14 protein-coding genes are annotated in these 16,920 nt (G+C 58.6%); 9 read left to right on the top strand and 5 right to left on the bottom strand.

Annotation, left to right across the window (positions count from 1 at the left end):
* Window positions 1–72: 72 nt before the first annotated feature.
* Genes N554_RS0114935 through N554_RS0114925 form a run of 3 tightly spaced genes read left to right on the top strand, consistent with a single transcriptional unit; the run spans window position 73 to window position 3,097 of the window.
* Window positions 73–1,203: an 8-amino-7-oxononanoate synthase gene (locus N554_RS0114935; RefSeq protein ID WP_029584203.1), complete on the top strand. Its 1,131-nt coding sequence runs from the start codon at window positions 73–75 to the stop codon at window positions 1,201–1,203.
* Window positions 1,200–1,841 (top strand): dethiobiotin synthase, encoded by a 642-nt coding sequence (gene bioD, locus N554_RS0114930; RefSeq protein ID WP_029584202.1) that lies wholly within the window; start codon window positions 1,200–1,202, stop codon window positions 1,839–1,841. Before N554_RS0114935 ends, bioD begins: the two co-directional genes overlap by 4 nt.
* Window positions 1,838–3,097, top strand: a complete 1,260-nt coding sequence (locus tag N554_RS0114925) for an adenosylmethionine--8-amino-7-oxononanoate transaminase (RefSeq protein WP_029584201.1) — start codon at window positions 1,838–1,840, stop codon at window positions 3,095–3,097. The genes bioD and N554_RS0114925 overlap by 4 nt, the downstream gene beginning before the upstream one ends.
* A 78-nt stretch (window positions 3,098–3,175) precedes the next feature.
* Here the strand turns inward: N554_RS0114925 and N554_RS0114920 are convergent, their stop codons facing one another.
* Both N554_RS0114920 and N554_RS0114915 read right to left on the bottom strand, forming a co-directional pair.
* Window positions 3,176–4,084, bottom strand: a complete 909-nt coding sequence (locus tag N554_RS0114920) for a LysR family transcriptional regulator (RefSeq protein ID WP_081851274.1) — start codon at window positions 4,082–4,084, stop codon at window positions 3,176–3,178.
* A gap of 10 nt (window positions 4,085–4,094) precedes the next feature.
* On the bottom strand, window positions 4,095–5,015 hold the full coding sequence (locus tag N554_RS0114915; protein WP_245283615.1) for a YeiH family protein: 921 nt from the start codon (window positions 5,013–5,015) through the stop codon (window positions 4,095–4,097).
* A 622-nt stretch (window positions 5,016–5,637) separates the two neighbouring features.
* On the opposite strand from N554_RS0114915, the gene N554_RS0114905 reads away from it, so the two are divergent.
* The gene (locus N554_RS0114905) at window positions 5,638–7,251 is read left to right on the top strand and encodes a GMC family oxidoreductase (protein WP_029584198.1); all 1,614 of its coding nucleotides are present in this window, start codon (window positions 5,638–5,640) and stop codon (window positions 7,249–7,251) included.
* Window positions 7,252–7,370: 119 nt separating this feature from the next.
* Here the strand turns inward: N554_RS0114905 and N554_RS0114900 are convergent, their stop codons facing one another.
* Together N554_RS0114900 and N554_RS0114895 are read right to left on the bottom strand one after the other, a co-directional pair.
* Window positions 7,371–8,294 (bottom strand): bifunctional enoyl-CoA hydratase/phosphate acetyltransferase, encoded by a 924-nt coding sequence (locus tag N554_RS0114900; RefSeq protein WP_029584197.1) that lies wholly within the window; start codon window positions 8,292–8,294, stop codon window positions 7,371–7,373.
* Window positions 8,295–8,305: 11 nt separating this feature from the next.
* Complete coding sequence (locus N554_RS0114895) at window positions 8,306–9,067, bottom strand: IclR family transcriptional regulator (RefSeq protein WP_029584196.1); 762 nt, start codon at window positions 9,065–9,067, stop codon at window positions 8,306–8,308.
* Between the two features lie 157 nt (window positions 9,068–9,224).
* Between N554_RS0114895 and xsc the strand changes: the two genes are divergently transcribed.
* Entirely contained in the window at window positions 9,225–11,000 is a 1,776-nt protein-coding gene (gene xsc / locus N554_RS0114890; RefSeq protein WP_029584195.1) for a sulfoacetaldehyde acetyltransferase, read from the top strand.
* 58 nt (window positions 11,001–11,058) lie between these two features.
* On the opposite strand, the gene N554_RS0114885 is transcribed toward xsc, so the two are convergent.
* Window positions 11,059–11,955 carry a LysR substrate-binding domain-containing protein gene (locus N554_RS0114885; protein WP_036053239.1) on the bottom strand — a complete coding sequence of 299 codons (897 nt, stop codon included), beginning with the start codon at window positions 11,953–11,955 and terminating at the stop codon, window positions 11,059–11,061.
* A 167-nt stretch (window positions 11,956–12,122) separates the two neighbouring features.
* On the opposite strand from N554_RS0114885, the gene N554_RS0114875 reads away from it, so the two are divergent.
* The 4 genes from N554_RS0114875 to sucD all read left to right on the top strand — a co-directional run bounded on the left by N554_RS0114875 (window position 12,123) and on the right by sucD (window position 16,916).
* A complete protein-coding gene (locus N554_RS0114875; protein ID WP_029584193.1) occupies window positions 12,123–13,406 on the top strand; it encodes an MFS transporter in 1,284 nt (427 codons plus the stop codon).
* A 75-nt stretch (window positions 13,407–13,481) separates the two neighbouring features.
* The gene (locus tag N554_RS0114870; protein ID WP_029584192.1) at window positions 13,482–14,909 is read left to right on the top strand and encodes an acylating sulfoacetaldehyde dehydrogenase; all 1,428 of its coding nucleotides are present in this window, start codon (window positions 13,482–13,484) and stop codon (window positions 14,907–14,909) included.
* Between the two features lie 10 nt (window positions 14,910–14,919).
* The gene (locus N554_RS0114865; protein WP_029584191.1) at window positions 14,920–16,047 is read left to right on the top strand and encodes a succinate--CoA ligase subunit beta; all 1,128 of its coding nucleotides are present in this window, start codon (window positions 14,920–14,922) and stop codon (window positions 16,045–16,047) included.
* Window positions 16,044–16,916 carry a succinate--CoA ligase subunit alpha gene (gene sucD, locus N554_RS0114860; protein ID WP_029584190.1) on the top strand — a complete coding sequence of 291 codons (873 nt, stop codon included), beginning with the start codon at window positions 16,044–16,046 and terminating at the stop codon, window positions 16,914–16,916. The genes N554_RS0114865 and sucD overlap by 4 nt, the downstream gene beginning before the upstream one ends.
* The last annotated feature ends 4 nt before the right edge of the window (window positions 16,917–16,920 follow it).

Raw genomic sequence — 16,920 nt, 5'->3', positions numbered from 1 at the left:
GAGACGCGGACAATTCCGGGCTCGGTCAACCGTGCGCGCTCGCGCGGGCGCGCGCGAGAGAGAGAGACGAAGATGCATGAGGGATTTGAGAGCGATTTGCGCGAACTCGCAGGGCGGGGCCGGTTACGGGCGCTTTGCGAACGGTCTGGAGTAGATTTCACATCGAACGATTATCTCGGTTTGGCTGAATCCGAGGAATTGAGGCGCGCCGCTGCCGACGCGGTGGCGCGTGGCGTGCCCGTGGGATCGGGCGGATCGCGTCTCTTGCGCGGTAACCATCCAGAGCATGAAGCGCTTGAGAGCGAAGCGGCGGCCTATTTCGGCGCCGATACGGCGCTCTATTTTGGCGGTGGCTACATCGCCAATTTCGCGATCTTCTCGACCCTGCCGCAGCCTGGGGACCTTATAGTCCATGACGAACTAATCCATGCGAGCGTCCATGAAGGACTTCGTCGGGGACGTGCTGATTTCGTCGGGGTTCCGCATAATGATATCGGCGCCTTCAACGCAACGGTTGTCCGTTGGCGCGCAGCCGGTGGCAAAGGCCGGCCCTGGCTTTCGGTCGAAAGTCTATATAGCATGGATGGCGACAGCCCGAACCTTGCTGAGTTATTTGCAGTTGCGGATCGCCACGAGGCCATGGTCGTGATCGATGAGGCGCACGCGACCGGCGTGCTTGGGCCGCAGGGGCGGGGACTCGCTGCAGCCTTCGAGGGCCGCGACAATGTCATCACCCTGCACACTTGCGGCAAGGCACTAGGGACGGTCGGCGGCTTTATCCTTGCGCCGAGAATCATCCGCGACTTTCTCGTCAACCGTGCTCGTCCCTTCATCTTCGCGACTGCACCCTCGCCATTTGTTGCCGCAATCACACGAGTAGCCCTCGAAGTCTCTAGGACCAATTCGGAACGCCGTGATCGACTCGCACGTCTGGTTCAATTCGCGGGAAGCGAGCTTCGCCGTCGTTGCAATATCGAGCCGTCCGGTTCGCAAATTCTTCCTGTGATCATCGGCGCCGATCAGGCGGCTGTCGCTCTCGCAGCTTCTTTGCAGCGCAGGGGCTTTGATATCCGGGCGATCCGTCCGCCGACCGTCCCAGAGGGCACCGCGCGTCTTCGCATCGCGCTCACGTTGAACGTCAACGAAGCTATTGTGGTGGACTTGTTTAAGGCCTTGGCTGAGGACATGCGGAAAGCCGCATGACCACGCGCATAATTGTAACCGGCACCGATACTGGCGTTGGCAAGACTGTTTTTGCAGCCGCGCTCGCCGGTGCTCTGGATGCGGTCTATTGGAAACCAATTCAGGCCGGCGTCCAGGAGGAAACGGACAGGGAGACGGTTCTGCGGCTGTCCGGTCTTCCCGGCGAACGGGTGTTGCCCGAGGCCTATCGGCTGAAGACACCGGCATCACCGCATCTTGCTGCCGAGCTCGATGGCGTTGCCATCGATCCTGCGGCGCTCGTTCTGCCGAATACCGACCAGCCGCTGGTCGTGGAGGGGGCTGGCGGGCTGTTCGTGCCGCTGACACGCGAAGTCGTCTATATCGACCTCATCGCGCAGTGGCGCGCGCCAGTGCTGCTTTGCGCCCGCACCACGCTCGGAACAATCAACCACAGCCTCTTGTCGATCGAGGCTCTGCGTGCTCGCGGTATAGCGCTTCTCGGTATCGTATTCACTGGAGACGAGAATGTCGAAACCGAGCGCGTCATCGTCCACATGGGTCGTGTGCCGCGTCTTGGTCGTCTTCCGCATGTTGCGCCGCTGACGGGCGACGTGCTGCGGGCAACCTTTGCCCGCCATTTCGATATCGGCGATTTTCTGAAGGAGCCGATCGGATGAAATCGACATCTGCCGTATGGCATCCGTTCACCCAGCATGCCGTGCAGCCCGAGGCGACGCCGATCTCCAAAGGCGAGGGTGCCTGGCTCGAGACTGCCGATGGTCGCCGAATATTCGACGCCATTTCGTCGTGGTGGGTCGTGACTCATGGTCATCGTCATCCGCATATCGTTACGGCGATCAAGGATCAGGTGGACCGTCTCGATCAGGTGATCTTCGCCGGTTTCACGCACGAGCCCGCGGAAAAGCTCGCGCGTCATCTCATTGCGATCACGCCACCAGAGCTTGAATACGTTTTTTTTTCCGACAGCGGATCGACGTCGGTGGAAGTCGCGTTGAAAATGGCGCTGGGCTTTTGGCGACATTGCGGCGAGAAGCGCAGCCGCATCCTGGCTCTGGAGGGCGCCTATCATGGCGACACCATCGGCGGCATGTCGGTTGGCGCACGCGGCGTCTTCAATGCACCCTATAGTCCCCTGCTTTTCGATGTCGAGCGGATTCCGTTTCCGTCCATGGAGCGCGAAGAGGCGGCGCTGGATGCGTTGAACGCAGCATGCCGGCGAGGAGGAATCGCTGCGCTCATCGTTGAGCCCTTGGTTCTCGGCGCAGGCGGCATGCTCATCTATCCGCCGTGGGTTCTCGCAGAGATGAAGCGCGTTTGCAAAACGCACGGCGTTCTCTTCATCGCCGATGAAGTGATGACAGGGTGGGGCCGGACAGGCACGCTGTTCGCTTGCGAGCAGGCCAATGTCACGCCGGATATAGCGTGCTATTCCAAGGGTCTTACCGGCGGTTCGTTGCCGTTGGCGGTGACCCTCTGCCGCGCGGACATTTTCGAAGCGCACTATTCGACGGATCGCACCCGGACCTTCTTCCACTCCAGTTCCTATACCGCGAACCCGATCGCGTGCGCGGCCGCCCTCGCAAATCTGGAGATTTGGGAGAGAGAGCCAGTAAGGGAGCGCATCGCGGGTATTGCCCGCCTTCACACAAAGGGACTCGATCGCTTCCGTGAGGATGGGCGCCTTACAAATGTTCGCCAGATCGGAACCATTGCCGCGCTCGACATCGCAGATAGTGACGCAGGCTATATGGCTGATATCGGTCCCCGTCTCTACCAAGGCTTTCTCGCGCGGGGTTTGCTTATCCGGCCGCTTGGCAACACCATTTACCTGATGCCGCCATATTGCAGCACGGCAAGCGAACTCGACCTGGTCTATGAAGCGATCAGTGAAGTAGCGGATGAGATCGAGTGAGGTGAGAAGGGAGAAAGTTGGCGGCGACGCGACCAATGCCGCGATGTTCAACGTGGACCCCGTCAAAGAATAAACGCTTCATTCTCTGGGCTTCAGCAGACTGCTGGTTTTTGCTTGCAGCATTTTGGTAAAGGCCGTCACAACCGGCGGCGGATGCCGGTCCCGATGACGGACGAGCTTGAAATGCCGGCAAGGTTGTAAGAGATCGGATTTGCTCAGCACGCCAGCCTCGATCCGCGATGCAACGACCAATTCCGATATCATTGTGGCGCCTGCACCGGTTTCGACCGCCGTTCGAACTGCCTCGTTGGACGAAAACTCGAACGCGATCCTGAGCTGGCTCTTGTCGATCTTGGCATCGGTCAAGGCAGTTTCAAAAACCGAGCGCGTCCCGGATCCCGGTTCGCGGAGTACCCAATCCAGTTCGAGCAAATCGGGGATCGCCTTCATGGGCAGCGTTGCCCATCGACTGGTGCTGCCGAACACCAGCAACATCCGGTCCTGCGCGATGGTCTCCTCGGACAGCGCGTCGTTGTCGATGGCGCCCTCGGTGAAACCGAGATCGGCCTGACCTGATGCGACGGCATCGGCCACCTGCGCAGTATTGGCGATCCCCATCTGGATTTCGATGCCAGGATATTGCCGTTTGAACCGAACGAGGTGCGGCACCAGCCAATAACTGGCGATGGTCTGGCTGGCATGAACGGCGAGCACGCCGCGACTGAGGTCGCCAAATTGATCGAGAAACTGTTCCGCATTCCGGGTGCGAATCACGACATCGCGTGCTTCGGCCAGGAAGGACTTTCCAGCCCGGGTTAGTTCGATGCGGCGCCCGACTCGATCGAATAGCCGTACATTGTGGCGGGTTTCGAGAGCCTGGATGGCGGAGCTTACGGTTGATTGCGTCAGATTGAGATTTTGGGCCGCCCGCGTGACGTGCTGAAGCTCGGCAACGGCAATAAAGATGCGAAGCTGTTCGAGCGTCATTCGATCCAGGTCACGTGAGGAGTTTTAGCAGTCCGAGACTCAAGCCGGCGATGAAAACTGATGCGGCCACTCCGAGCAACAGCGGTTTGGCGCCTCGTTCGCGCAACTTTTTGACATCGGCGGCGAGGCCGATGGCGCCAAGGGCCACCGTAAGAAGAAATGTAGAAATCGTTGCAATTGTCAACTTAGTATCAGCAGACACCGCCACAAAGCTGTTTATCACGATGACACTCAGAAACAAGACGATAAACATCGGAACGAGCACCCGCCGCCCCGCATCCGACGCGCCTGCATTGGCGGCGCCGCGCTGGTTGGCCAGGCCAAGCACAAGGATCACCGGCGCAAGCATCAACACCCGCGTCAGCTTCGCAATTGTTCCGAACTCACCTGCCGCTTGACCGCCCTGGAAGGCCGCTCCGACCACCTGACCGACTTCGTGAATTGCTGCGCCCGACCACAGACCATAATGATAGCCGTCAAGATGGGCGACCGAAATGGCCATCGGAAAGACCAGCATGGCGACCGTGCCGCAAAGCGTCACGCAAGCCAAGGCATAGGCAACATCCTCCTCGTCGGCTTTGGTAACGCAGTTCGTTGCAACGATGGCCGACGCACCGCAGATCGCTGTTCCCGCGGCGATCAGTTGCGCAAGCTTGCGGTCGACGCCGAGGAGGCGACCCATGATCTGGGTCACGACCAAGGTCGAAGCCAATGAAACGACAATGACCGCCATGCCCATCAGTCCGACTTCGCGGATCTGGGTCAGGGTCAACTGAAATCCAAGGAGGATGATTGCAAAGCGCAGCAAGGGCCGGGCTGCAAATGCAAGCCCCGGGCGGGTGCTGGGACGAACCAGACCTAATCCGTTAAACGCAATTCCCGCGACCACGGCCACGATCATCGGACTGAACAGCTTAAACAGCGGCAGCATGTGCAGCGCGGTTGCGGCAAGGGCGATACCACCGCAAAGGGCGAGACCGGGCAGCAAAGTGGTCGCGGAAGCCAGAAAAGAGCTGGCGGAGCGGCTCTTGGCGAGGGGGGCGGAGGAGATGGGCGCCATGGAGAACTCCTGTTCGGGATGATCTCGCAGCAAGGGAGCCCGTCAGTCCAACAGATTGATTGGATCAAATTGATCGTTCCAGTCGCTCAATAACTTCTACGAAATAGGGGATTTCGGGATTTTTTTTCGGTAGCCCCCTTATGCGGGCAGGCGCCTGAACACGGTCCGGACGGCCTCGGCAATGGGGAGCGCGCGATGAATTTGGATGCTGCCGATATCGCCAGGGCAAGGCCGTTATTCGGACCTCGCAGCCCAATGTGACGTTGTGCTGGGTAGCTCGATCGATGTTCTGGGTGGCTCGATCGACGCAGCCATGCGGGCGCAGATCCTCGTCCGTGTAATTTTCAATGATCCGAATCCAGCAAAAAGAAGCGGGGATCACGGTAGCCAAACTCACGCCGGCGCTCTCGATGATTGACAAGTCTTATCGATAAATTCAGCTTGGGCGGCATCATGTTCATGCGGCGAAACGTATTTGCAGGTGAGTCCGGGTATGGCTGAATTCGATTATGTTATCGTGGGTGCCGGATCGTCTGGTTGTGTGCTGGCCAACCGGCTGAGTGCCGATGGCCGTTACAAGGTCCTGCTTTTGGAGGCCGGACCGAAGGACAATTACATCTGGATCCATATCCCCATGGGATATGGAAAGACGATGTTTCATAGGACCTACAATTGGGGATTTCACACAGATCCCGAGCCTAACATGCATGATCGAGAAATATATTGGCCGCGCGGAAGAGGGCTAGGCGGATCAAGTTCGATCAACGGACTCGTTTTCATTCGCGGCCAAAGCAACGACTACGATCATTGGGCGCAGCTCGGAAATATCGGCTGGGACTGGAAAAGCGTTCTTCCCTATTTCATAAAATCAGAACACAACAGTCGAGGCGCGAGCGACACTCGTGGTGGCGATGGTCCGTTGTGGTCGTCGGACATCGAAGAAAAAAGCGAGTTGATGGAGGCCATCATTCGCGGGGCGCAGGAACTCGGGGTTCCCCGCACAAGCGATTTCAACAATGGAAACCAGGAAGGCGTCGGTTACTTTCAGTTGTTCACGCGCAAGGGTTGGCGCATCAGCTCCGCGGTGGCCTATCTCAAACCGGCGCGGACTCGAAAGAACCTGCGTGTCGAAACCGATGCGCAAGCAACCGGCCTCATCCTCGAAGGCCGAAAAGCGTCGGGTGTGCGCTACTGCAAACACGGCGTCATGCATGAGGCCCGGGCGGCGCGCGAAGTCATTTTGTCCGCGGGTTCGCTGCAGAGCCCGCAACTGTTGCAGCTCTCAGGGATCGGACCGGCGGAGCTTCTGCGTCGTCACGGCATCGATGTCGTTCACGATCTCCCGGGCGTCGGGCAGAACCTGCAGGACCATCTGCAGTTCCGGCTCATGTATCGCGTTTCGAAACCGATCACGACCAATGATGATCTGCGCACCCTGGCAGGGCAGGCGAGGATCGGTCTGAAGTGGTTATTGAAGGGAACCGGTCCTCTAGGGATTGGAATCAATCAAGGCGGACTTTTCACACGTATTTTGCCCGGCTCGGAAACGCCGGACATTCAGTTTCATTTCGCGACCCTGTCTGCTGAACTTGCAGGCGCCAACCCGCATCCGTGGTCCGGATGCACCTTCTCGGTTTGCCAGCTGCGACCCGAATCGCGGGGCAGCGTCGAGATAAGGTCGGCGGATCCGATGGAAGCGCCGTCGATGCGTCCGAACTATCTGGCCACCGAAAAGGATCGCGCTTGCGCGATAGAATCCATCAAATACGCGCGCAAGCTGGCGGCGACGGATGCACTCAAACCTTACATTCAAAGCGAATACAAGCCCGGCTTGGCGGTGCGATCGGACAGCGAAATCCTTGAGTTCGCGCGTGCGAATGGCGCGACAATCTTTCATCCCACAGGTACCTGCAAAATGGGGTCGGATCCCATGGCGGTGACCGATGCCGGTCTCCGCGTTCATGGAATTGGCGGTCTTCGGGTGGTCGACTGTTCGATCATGCCGACCCTTGTGTCCGGCAACACTCACGCACCGGCAGCGATGATCGCGGAAAAAGCGTCCGACATGATCTTGGCGGCCGCAAAAGCCGAAACCAAGGCAGCGTAAGTCGATAAAATGAAAATAGGGCAGCAACGAAACGGAGCAGAATCCCTGCCAAACCGTGTCGTTCGCGTCGTCGCGTCCGCCGAAATTCGTTCGGACCGTTCATAATTTTCAGAACGGCCTCACTGCAAGCTGAGTTGCGCCAAGGCGCACGACGCAATGCGAGCGCGCCGCGAATCCGATCGGCTTGTGAGAATAATCGGCACGCGCGCGCCCAGGACAACGCCGGCGCACTCCGCGCTCCCCATATAGACGAACGATTTGTAGAGGACGTTTCCGACATCGAGGTTCGGCACCATGAGGATGTCGGGATCTCCAGCAACGAGGGAGGAGATTCCCTTCGTCGCCGCGGCCGCGGTCGAAATCGCGTTGTCAAAGGCCAGGGGACCATCGACTATTGCGCCGGGGATTTGTCCGCGATCTGCCATTTTCGAGAGTGCCGCTGCATCCATGCTTGAGACATGGTCCGGACTGACCGTCTCGATGGCCGACAACAGTGCGATCTTGGGAGCTGCGAGCCCGATCGCCTGCGCAAACCCGATCGCGTTTGCGAGGATGTCCACCTTGTCCTTCAGGCTAGGTGTGATGTTCACGACAGCGTCGGTCACCATAAGTGGTTTGTGGTAAGCCGGGAGATCGAACCAAAAGACATGACTCATGCGCCTCGAAGTTCGCATGTTGCCGTCGCGGGACACGACGGCGCCCAAAAGCTCGTCAGTATGCTGCGATCCCTTCATCAACGCGCTGGCTTCGCCTGCGCCGACCAGTGCCACGGCCATACGCGATGAGATGATCGGATCGTCCTCCGCCTCCACAAACCGAAGTCCCTCAAGACTCACTTTTAGGATGCTCGCACAGGCTTCGATCCGGCGGCGTGGTCCAACGAGCACAGGCTCGATCATGCCGTCCTCGCGCGCGGAAAGTGCCCCAGCGAGAGAGTCGGCCGAGCAGGGGTAGGCGACCGCGACCGAAAGGCGCCCCCTGCTGCGGGCCGCGGCTTCGAGGGCGTCAAGCTTCGGAAATGCTCGTTCAGTCTGCGGCTTCATGGCGTTCTTGGCTACTCGGTGAGTGTGGCAGCGATCGTTTCGGCGGCCCGTTGAAGGATCGGCAGCTTTGACACGATGTCTGTGTGCGACACCCGCGTCACCGGCGCTTGAATGGCGAGCGCGGCGACGCAGGCGCGCGACCGTCCTTTTTGCTGATGGATCGGGACAGCGAGACACACGAGCCCGGTCATGAATTCTTCCCTGTCGAGGGCATACTTGTCGCGACGAATATTGGAGAGCTCTTTGAGCAGTTCGGATTTGTCAATCACCGTGTTGTCGGTCAGGCGCTCAAGCGGCATTTGACCGAGGAGGAGATCGCGTTTGGCCGGTTGCATCAAAGCTAGAAAGAGTTTGCCGCTGGCGGAGCAATAGGCCGGAACCTTTGACCCCTGTTGAAACGTGATCCGCAGCGGCCAATTCGATTCGACGCGATCCAAATATTTCACCTGCGTCCCGTCGAGCACGGTCAAATTGCAGGCTTCGCCGACCTCCTGGACAATGCGCTGAAGAATTTCATGCCTTGTCGAGCCGCCCGGCCTATTCCCGAGGATCGAGAACGCAAGTTGGGACGCTCGTGGAGCGAGCTCGAACCGTCGACCATCGGGAGTCCTTTGAAGAAGTCCTGCCGCTTCGAGGGAGGCGAGCCAACGATGCACCGTTGGCTTCGGTACGCCAACGCTCGCCACTAATTCTGCGAGCGTCGCGGGATGCTGCATCGCTGCAACGGCCTCAAGCAAACCGAGTGGTTTCAATGCGCCCAACAAGTCGTTCATACTGGAGTTCTAACAGAAAATTCCGAAATATGAAACGTCTATATTGAAAAAATGAGATATTAGTTGCAAGATGAGAATTGGCGTGCGATTGGTCGGCTCCTCAAAGATCAGTCTTGCGCACGCCGTCTGCGTTGCACGCAATAGAAGGATGCCACCCATGAAGATGACGACGGAAGAAGCCTTCGTGAAAGTTCTGCAGATGCACGGCATCGAGCATGCGTTCGGCATCATTGGTTCGGCCTTCATGCCGATCTCCGATCTTTTTCCTCAGGCCGGCATTACGTTCTGGGACGTCGCGCATGAAACCAATGGCGGTCTGATCTGCGACGGCTACACGCGATCGACAGGGAAGATGGCAATGGCCATCGCCCAAAACGGCCCCGGCGTTACCGGCTTCGTCACGCCGATCAAGACCGCTTATTGGAATCACACGCCGATGCTGCTCGTGACGCCGCAGGCCGCGAACAAGACGATCGGCCAGGGCGGCTTCCAGGAAGTGGAGCAGATGGCCCTGTTCCGTGACATGGTCTGTTATCAGGAAGAAGTGCGTGACGCATCGCGCGTCGCAGAAGTGCTCAATCGTGTCATTCTGAAAGCGAAACGTCTTTCGGCCCCGGCCCAGATCAACATTCCGCGCGATTTCTGGACCCAGGTTATCGACATCAACCTGCCGGCCATCGTCGAATTCGAGCGCCCGGCCGGTGGCGACGCCGCGGTCACCGAAGCGGCCAAATTGTTGTCGGAAGCAAAGTTCCCCGTCATTCTGGCCGGCGCGGGGGTCGTTCTCGGAAACGCGATTGATGCTTGCGCGGCGGTGGCCGAGAAACTCGATGCTCCCGTTTGCAATAACTATCAGCATAATGACAGCTTCCCCGGAAGCCATCGTCTCGCCGTAGGCCCGCTCGGTTACAACGGTTCGAAAGCGGCGATGGAACTGGTGGCGAAAGCCGATGTCGTCCTCGCGCTTGGCACTAGGCTCAATCCGTTTTCAACGCTTCCGGGCTACGGCATTGATTACTGGCCGAAAACGGCGAAGATCATCCAGGTCGACATCAATGCCGATCGTATCGGTCTAACGAAGCCGGTCACTGTGGGAATCTGCGGAGACGCAAAACTGGTTGTCGAGGGCATTATGTCCCGGCTCACGCCAGCCGCCGGCAACGCGGGTCGCGAAGAGCGAAAAGCGCTGGTGCACTCGACCAAGTCCAAATGGCTTCAGGCGCTTTCCAGCATGGACCACGAGGAGGATGATCCCGGCACGACGTGGAACGAGGACGCTCGCAAGCGAGATAAGGAACTGATGTCGCCGCGGCAGGCCTGGCGCGCCATCCAGGCAGGATTACCGCGCGACGTCATCATATCGAGCGACATCGGCAACAATTGCGCGATCGGAAATGCCTATCCGGCCTTCGAAAAGGGACGAAAGTATCTGGCGCCCGGACTGTTCGGCCCGTGCGGTTACGGTTTTCCTTCCATCATCGGCGCAAAAATCGGCAATCCCGACACGCCTTGCGTCGGTTTTGCCGGCGATGGCGCATTCGGAATTTCGATGAACGAGATGAGTTCGATCGGTCGCGAGGAATGGCCGGGCATTACCATGGTCATTTTCCGCAACTATCAGTGGGGAGCGGAAAAGCGCAATTCGATCCTCTGGTACGACAACAACTTCGTCGGCACCGAACTCGACATGAATTTGAGCTACGCCAAGGTCGCCGAAGGCTGCGGACTGAAGGGTGTCGTGGTCAAGACGCAGACCGAATTGACCGATGCGCTGCGCCAATCCTGCGAAGCTCAAAAGAAGGGCGTCACGACCTTCATTGAAGTGGTTCTCAATCAGGAACTCGGCGAACCGTTCCGTCGCGACGCCATGAAGAAGCCTGTCGTTGTTGCCGGCATCAAGCGCGAGGACATGCGGCCGCAGAAAGTCGCGTGAGGTAGGCTCATTGCGCTTGGAATGGCTGCGCTCGCCGCAGCCATCGGCACCGCGGTGATCATCGACTGCCGGCGATATTCGCCGGCAGCGAACCAACGGTGGAGTCCCCGAGTTCACGAGCGATATATTGCGCGAGTTGCTCCGCGGCGTCGGAGGTGCCTTGGGTTTTGCGATGCATGACAAGTTCAACCGGGGGCAGCTTCGGCAAACCGTCCGCCTCACCGAGACAGCGCACATTCGGAATAATGGCGCAACGCGGAAAGACCGACACGGCAAGACCTGCGAACACGGCGGCCTGCAATCCGGCGATGCTGTCGCAGACTGAGCGTATCGACCATTGTTGGCCTGCAGAACCGAGCGCCTCAAACGCCAGTTGCCGATAAACACTGCCCTGAGGGAGGACCGCCAGGGGCAGGGGTTTTCGCAATTCCGGGCTGCTTCCAACGCCCGCGACCCACACCAGAGGTTCATGACGAATGAGTTGGCCTCGCCGGAACTCTGGCTGGTTTGTCATCAGCGCGATGTCGATCTCATTGCGCTCCACCGCGGCATGAAGGTGAATGCTGCGCGTGCACCGCAACTGAATCTCGACGTTCGGGTGCGAGCGAGAGAAATTCTCGAGTACTTCCGGTAAAATGTACGAGGCGTAAAGATCCGGTGTCCCCAGCGTCACGTGACCGGCTATGTCGGGCGCCGAGAACCGGTCGCGTGCTTTATCGTTCAATCGCAGCATCCCGCGAGCGAATTCGAGCAGCACCTCGCCATCATGCGTCAGACTGAGCTTACGGCGGTTGTCTTCAAAAAGGGTGCGCCCGACCACTTCTTCCAGGCGCCTGATTTGATGGGTGATCGCCGGCTGCGTGCGGCCGACCTTTCGTCCGGCGGAGGTTAATCCTCCCGTATCGACGATCGCAACAAACGTTCTGAGCAGCGCAATGTCGAGGTCCTGGTTCAACGATAAATTCCGCGAATGGTGACGATGCAGAATATCGATTTCGTCACGGCTGCCCCGTCTTGTAGCATAGCGATAACGATGGCCATGCCAAGCGCTTGAATTTGGATCACTGAATTCGAGCTGACGAGCAGAGGCAAAAATCGAATAAAGATTGTTAGGGAGAAACCATGACGCTCGTGAAGAAGCAGGCTAGTCGTCTCGTCCTGTTAACCATTTGCCTTATGTATCTCATTTTTTACGTCGACCGCGTCAACCTTTCCACCGCTGCACCGATTATGCAGAAAGATCTTGGCCTTACTGCAACGCAACTTGGAATCGCATTTTCTGCTTTCGCTTATCCCTACGCCTTCTTCCAGATTGCCGGTGGCTGGCTCGGCGATCGGATAGGACCGCGCGTAACGCTTTCCCTGTGCGGAGTGCTGGTGGCCGCATCGACGATCTGGACAGGCCTAGTTGGCGGATTGTTGGCGCTGTTTCTGTCCCGACTTGCTCTTGGCATCGGTGAAGGACCTTCGTTTCCAACTGCGACCCGAGCGTTGTCGAACTGGATGCGGCCCGATCAACGCGGGTTTGCGCAGGGCATTACCCACGCTTTTGCGCGATTCGGCAACGCCGCGACGCCCCCGCTAATCGCTGCAATTATCGTAACGTTCTCCTGGCGGGTGTCGTTTTATGCGCTGGGCATAGTGAGCCTAATATGGGCAGCGTTGTGGTGGTTTTATTTCCGCGACGATCCGCGTACGCATCCTGGCATTACAGCTGAGGACCTGGAGGGATTGCCGCCATCGACGGTTGCCGCGACGCGAAAGGCTGTGCCATGGATCCCCTTGCTGAAGCGCATCATGCCGGTGACGTTGACCGACTTTTGCTACGGCTGGATCCTGTGGCTTTATCTCAACTGGCTGCCGTCCTTCTTTCTGCATCAATATAGGCTCGACATCAGAAAGTCGGCGCTGTTCGCGGCGGGTGTGTTCTTCGCAGGTGTCGTCGGAGATACGGTCGGCGGAATCCTCAGCGACCGTATTTTGAGAAAGACAGGGGACGTCGGGAAGGCAAGAGTATCCGTCATCGTACTCGGCTTTCTTGGATCGTTCTGCTTTATGTTGCCGATCGTATTCAGCCACGATCTCACGGTTGTCTCGATTTGCCTCAGTCTGGCTTTCTTCTTTGCCGAACTGATCGTGGCGCCGATCTGGGCTATCCCGATGGACATAACGCCGGAATATTCAGGAAGCGCCAGCGGCTTCATGAACTTTGGTTTTGGAATGGCCGGCATTATATCTCCGGTCGTATTTGGTTATGCGATCGATTTGACGGGACGATGGGACGTGCCGTTCATCGGATCACTCGGGGTCCTCCTGGTCGGTGCTCTGTTAGCGCTGAGATGCAAGCCGGGACAGCGCTTTGTCGATGTGCGCGACAATCGTGCGCCGATCCTAAAAATTGCCTGATATGATCAACGCTCATCGAGCCAGCCTCAATAGCGCGCCTGATGTGTGCCGAACAATTTGAAAAGGGAGTGAGCCATGAGCGCGTCTGTCGAAATGCAGGGTCGAATCTCGGATGCTCAAGAAATTGCAGCCGATCTCATGCGGCGCGCGCGGATCGCACATACGACCTTTGCAAATGCCGATCAGGCGCGCGTGGACGAGGCCGTGCGTGCGATCGCGTGGTCTCTCTACAAGCCGGAGCATGCCCGCGAACTCGCGGAGCTCGCGGTCGAGGACACCGGTCTGGGCAACGTCCCAGACAAGATCATCAAGAAGCAGCGTAAGACATTCGGTGCACTTCGCGATCTTCTCCGCGTCAAATCCGTCGGCGAAATCGAGCGCGACGACAAGCGGGGCATCGTCAAGTTCGCCAAGCCGATGGGGGTCGTTGGAGCTATTACGCCATCAACAAATCCCGGCGCGACGCCGGTCAACAAGGCGATGATGGCTATCAAGGGCCGCAATGCGGTGATCATCGCTCCATCTCCGCTTGGCTACCGGACAACGGCGCTGACCGTCGAATACATGCGTGAAGCTCTTGCCCAGATCGGTCTTCCGAAGGACCTTGTCCAGATCCTTCCGGCGCCGGTCACGAAGGATACAACGCAGGCGATCATGGAAGCGGTCGACCTCGTCGTCGTCACCGGCTCGCAGGACAACGTCCGCCGCGCTTACAGGAGCGGCACGCCGGCGATCGGCGTAGGTGCGGGAAATGTTCCGGTCATCATAGATGAGACGGCTGATCTCGCGTCGGCGGCGCAAAAGATCTGCGCCTCCAAGATTTTCGACAATGCCACCTCGTGCTCCTCGGAAAATTCCGTCGTGATCGTATCTTCAGTTTACGACGCGGCGATCGAAGCCTTGAAGAACGCGGGCGGCTATCTCGTGGATGGGGCGCAGAAGGCGCGCGTCCAGAGCCAGTTGTGGAAGAATGGCAAGCTCAACCGCGATCTGATCGCGCGCGACATGGCGGTTCTCGTAGAGAGCTTCGTGCTGCCGGCGGAGGCTGCGACGTCGAAATTCCTGCTGGTGGAGGAAACCGGGATTGGAAAAGCGTTCCCGCTATCGGGCGAGAAGCTTGCGCTCGTGTTGACGGTCTACCGGGCGCCCGATTTCAAGGCAGCGACAGAGACCGTGCGCAAGATCCTGGATTTTCAGGGACGCGGTCACTCCATGGGCCTTCACACGACCAACATGACTCGGGCAAGAGAGCTTGCTGAAGACCTGCCGGTCGTCCGCGTGCTGGTCAATTTCGCGCATACTTTCGGCAATGGTGGCGGCTTCGACAGCGGACTCGAGTTTACGCTGACGATGGGATGCGGCTCGTGGCAAAAAAACAGCATCTCGGAAAACCTGAACTACAAGCACTTCCTCAACATTACCCATCTCGTAGTTCCCATCCCCGAAGACAAGCCGTCTGAAGAAGAGCTTTTCGGTCCTCATTGGACCCGGTACGGACAATAGGGCCATCGCGATGAATCTCGAAGAATACGCCGCCAAGCAGAACGTCCTCGCGCCCGCGGGAGTGCCAATCCCGAACGGAACAGTTTGCAGGAGTGCGGAAGAAGCATCTGTCGCCGTCGCAAAAATTGGGCCGTCCGTTATCAAGGCCCAGGTGCCAATCGGGAAACGTGGAAAGTCCGGTGGCATCAAGATGGCGGATACGCCGGCAGATGGCGCTGCTATCGCAAGCGAGATACTTGGCATGACAATTGGCGGCAGCCGTGTCGAGCGTGTCCTCGTCGAGGAGCGCTGCGCGATCGAACGCGAGTTGTACGCCGCGGTTCTGGTGGACGTGACCAGTCGAAGTCCCCTTGTCCTGTTCTCTACGGAAGGCGGAATGGACATCGAGGAGGTCGCCGACAAAAAGCCAGATGCGATCAGACGGCATGTCGTCGACGTTGCGCGCGGCTTCGGCGTGTCGGACGCAGCCGTGCTCCTTGGGGATCTGGATCTCGGGCCGGCGGCCGACGCCGTCGCAGACGTGCTAGTCAAGCTCTATCGCGTCTTTTGCGAGAAGGACGCCGAGTTGTTGGAGGTCAACCCGCTTGCGCTTCTGCGTGGAGGCAAGGTCGTTGCGCTGGATTGCAAGTTCGTCCTGGACGATGCCTCAACAGCCCGGCAGCCTGAACTCGTCAAGGTGGCCTCCGCTCCCAAAATGACATCGCTGGAGGAACGCGGCGCAGCGCACGGGCTGCGATTCATCCAACTCGACGGAAATGTTGGCGTTCTCGCAAATGGCGCGGGTCTAACGATGACGACGATGGACGTCATCGATCATTTCGGGGGACGACCTGCAAATTTTCTTGAGATAGGTGGCGAGGCCTATACCAAGGCAGAGGTGGCGTTGGATCTTGTGCTGTCAAATCCCGGCGTCAAGAGTCTTGTAGTCAATTTCTGTGGCGCGTTTGCGCGTACGGATGTCATGGCGGATGGGGTGGTTCGGGCGTGGGAGACGTTGAAACCAAAAGTCCCGGCCTTCTTTACCATTCATGGAACTGGCGCAGATGAAGCCGTGAAGCTCGTCCGGGAGCGGCTTGGCATTGAACCTTACGATCTCATGGAAGATGCCGTCAAAGCGGCTGTCGAGGCGGCACAATGATCTATCGACGCGGTCAAAAAGTTCTCGTTCAGGGGATCACCGGCAAGCAGGGTTCGTTTTGGGCGGAAAAGATGCTGGAGTGCGGCACAGACGTCGTGGCCGGTGTCAATCCAAAGCGGGCCGGCGACTCGCATCTTGGCATTCCGATCTTTCGCTCCGCCGTGGAGGCGAGCCGAGAGCAGCGTTGTGATATTTCGGTGATCTTCATTCCACCGACGATGGCGCGCGACGCGGTCATTGACGCGATCGATGCTGGCGTTGGCACGATAGTCGTGTTGACGGAGCACATTCCGAGCCACGATGTCTTGGAAATTTTTGCAAGGGCGCGGACTTCGCACAGCAGAATTGTTGGGCCGAATACGGCCGGTATCGTAACGCCGGGTGAAGGATTTATTGGAATTATGCCCGGCCATAATCCGAATATCTTCATGCCCGGCAACGTCGGCGTAATTTCGCGCAGCGGCAGTCTTGGGACGCTGATGTGTCTAAATCTGACACGCGCGGGTCTTGGGCAATCCGCTTTCATCGGTATAGGGGGCGATCCGATCATCGGCACGACGACTCGCGACGCCCTTGAGACTCTGGATCGGGATGAGCGGACCAAAGCTGTCGTTCTTGTCGGCGAGATCGGTGGCGCGATGGAAGAAGAGGCCGCGGAGTATGCCCGCACGATGAAGAAGCCTGTTGTTTCGTTCATCGCGGGGCGTTCGTCGCCGCCGGACAAGAAGATGGGGCACGCCGGAGCGATCGTTACCGGCGGCCGCGGCGGATACGCTTCAAAACGGGCTGCGCTTGAGGCGGCGGGTGTCAGGGTTGCGGATACGCCGTCCGAGATTGCCGAGTTCCTTTCGCAAGCGCATGTAGGCTGATCGT

This window comes from Bradyrhizobium sp. URHD0069 (assembly GCF_000701345.1).
Lineage (GTDB): Bacteria > Pseudomonadota > Alphaproteobacteria > Rhizobiales > Xanthobacteraceae > Bradyrhizobium.
The sequence above is the reverse complement of the archived record's forward strand: the minus strand, read 5'-3'. Positions and strand labels throughout refer to the sequence as shown.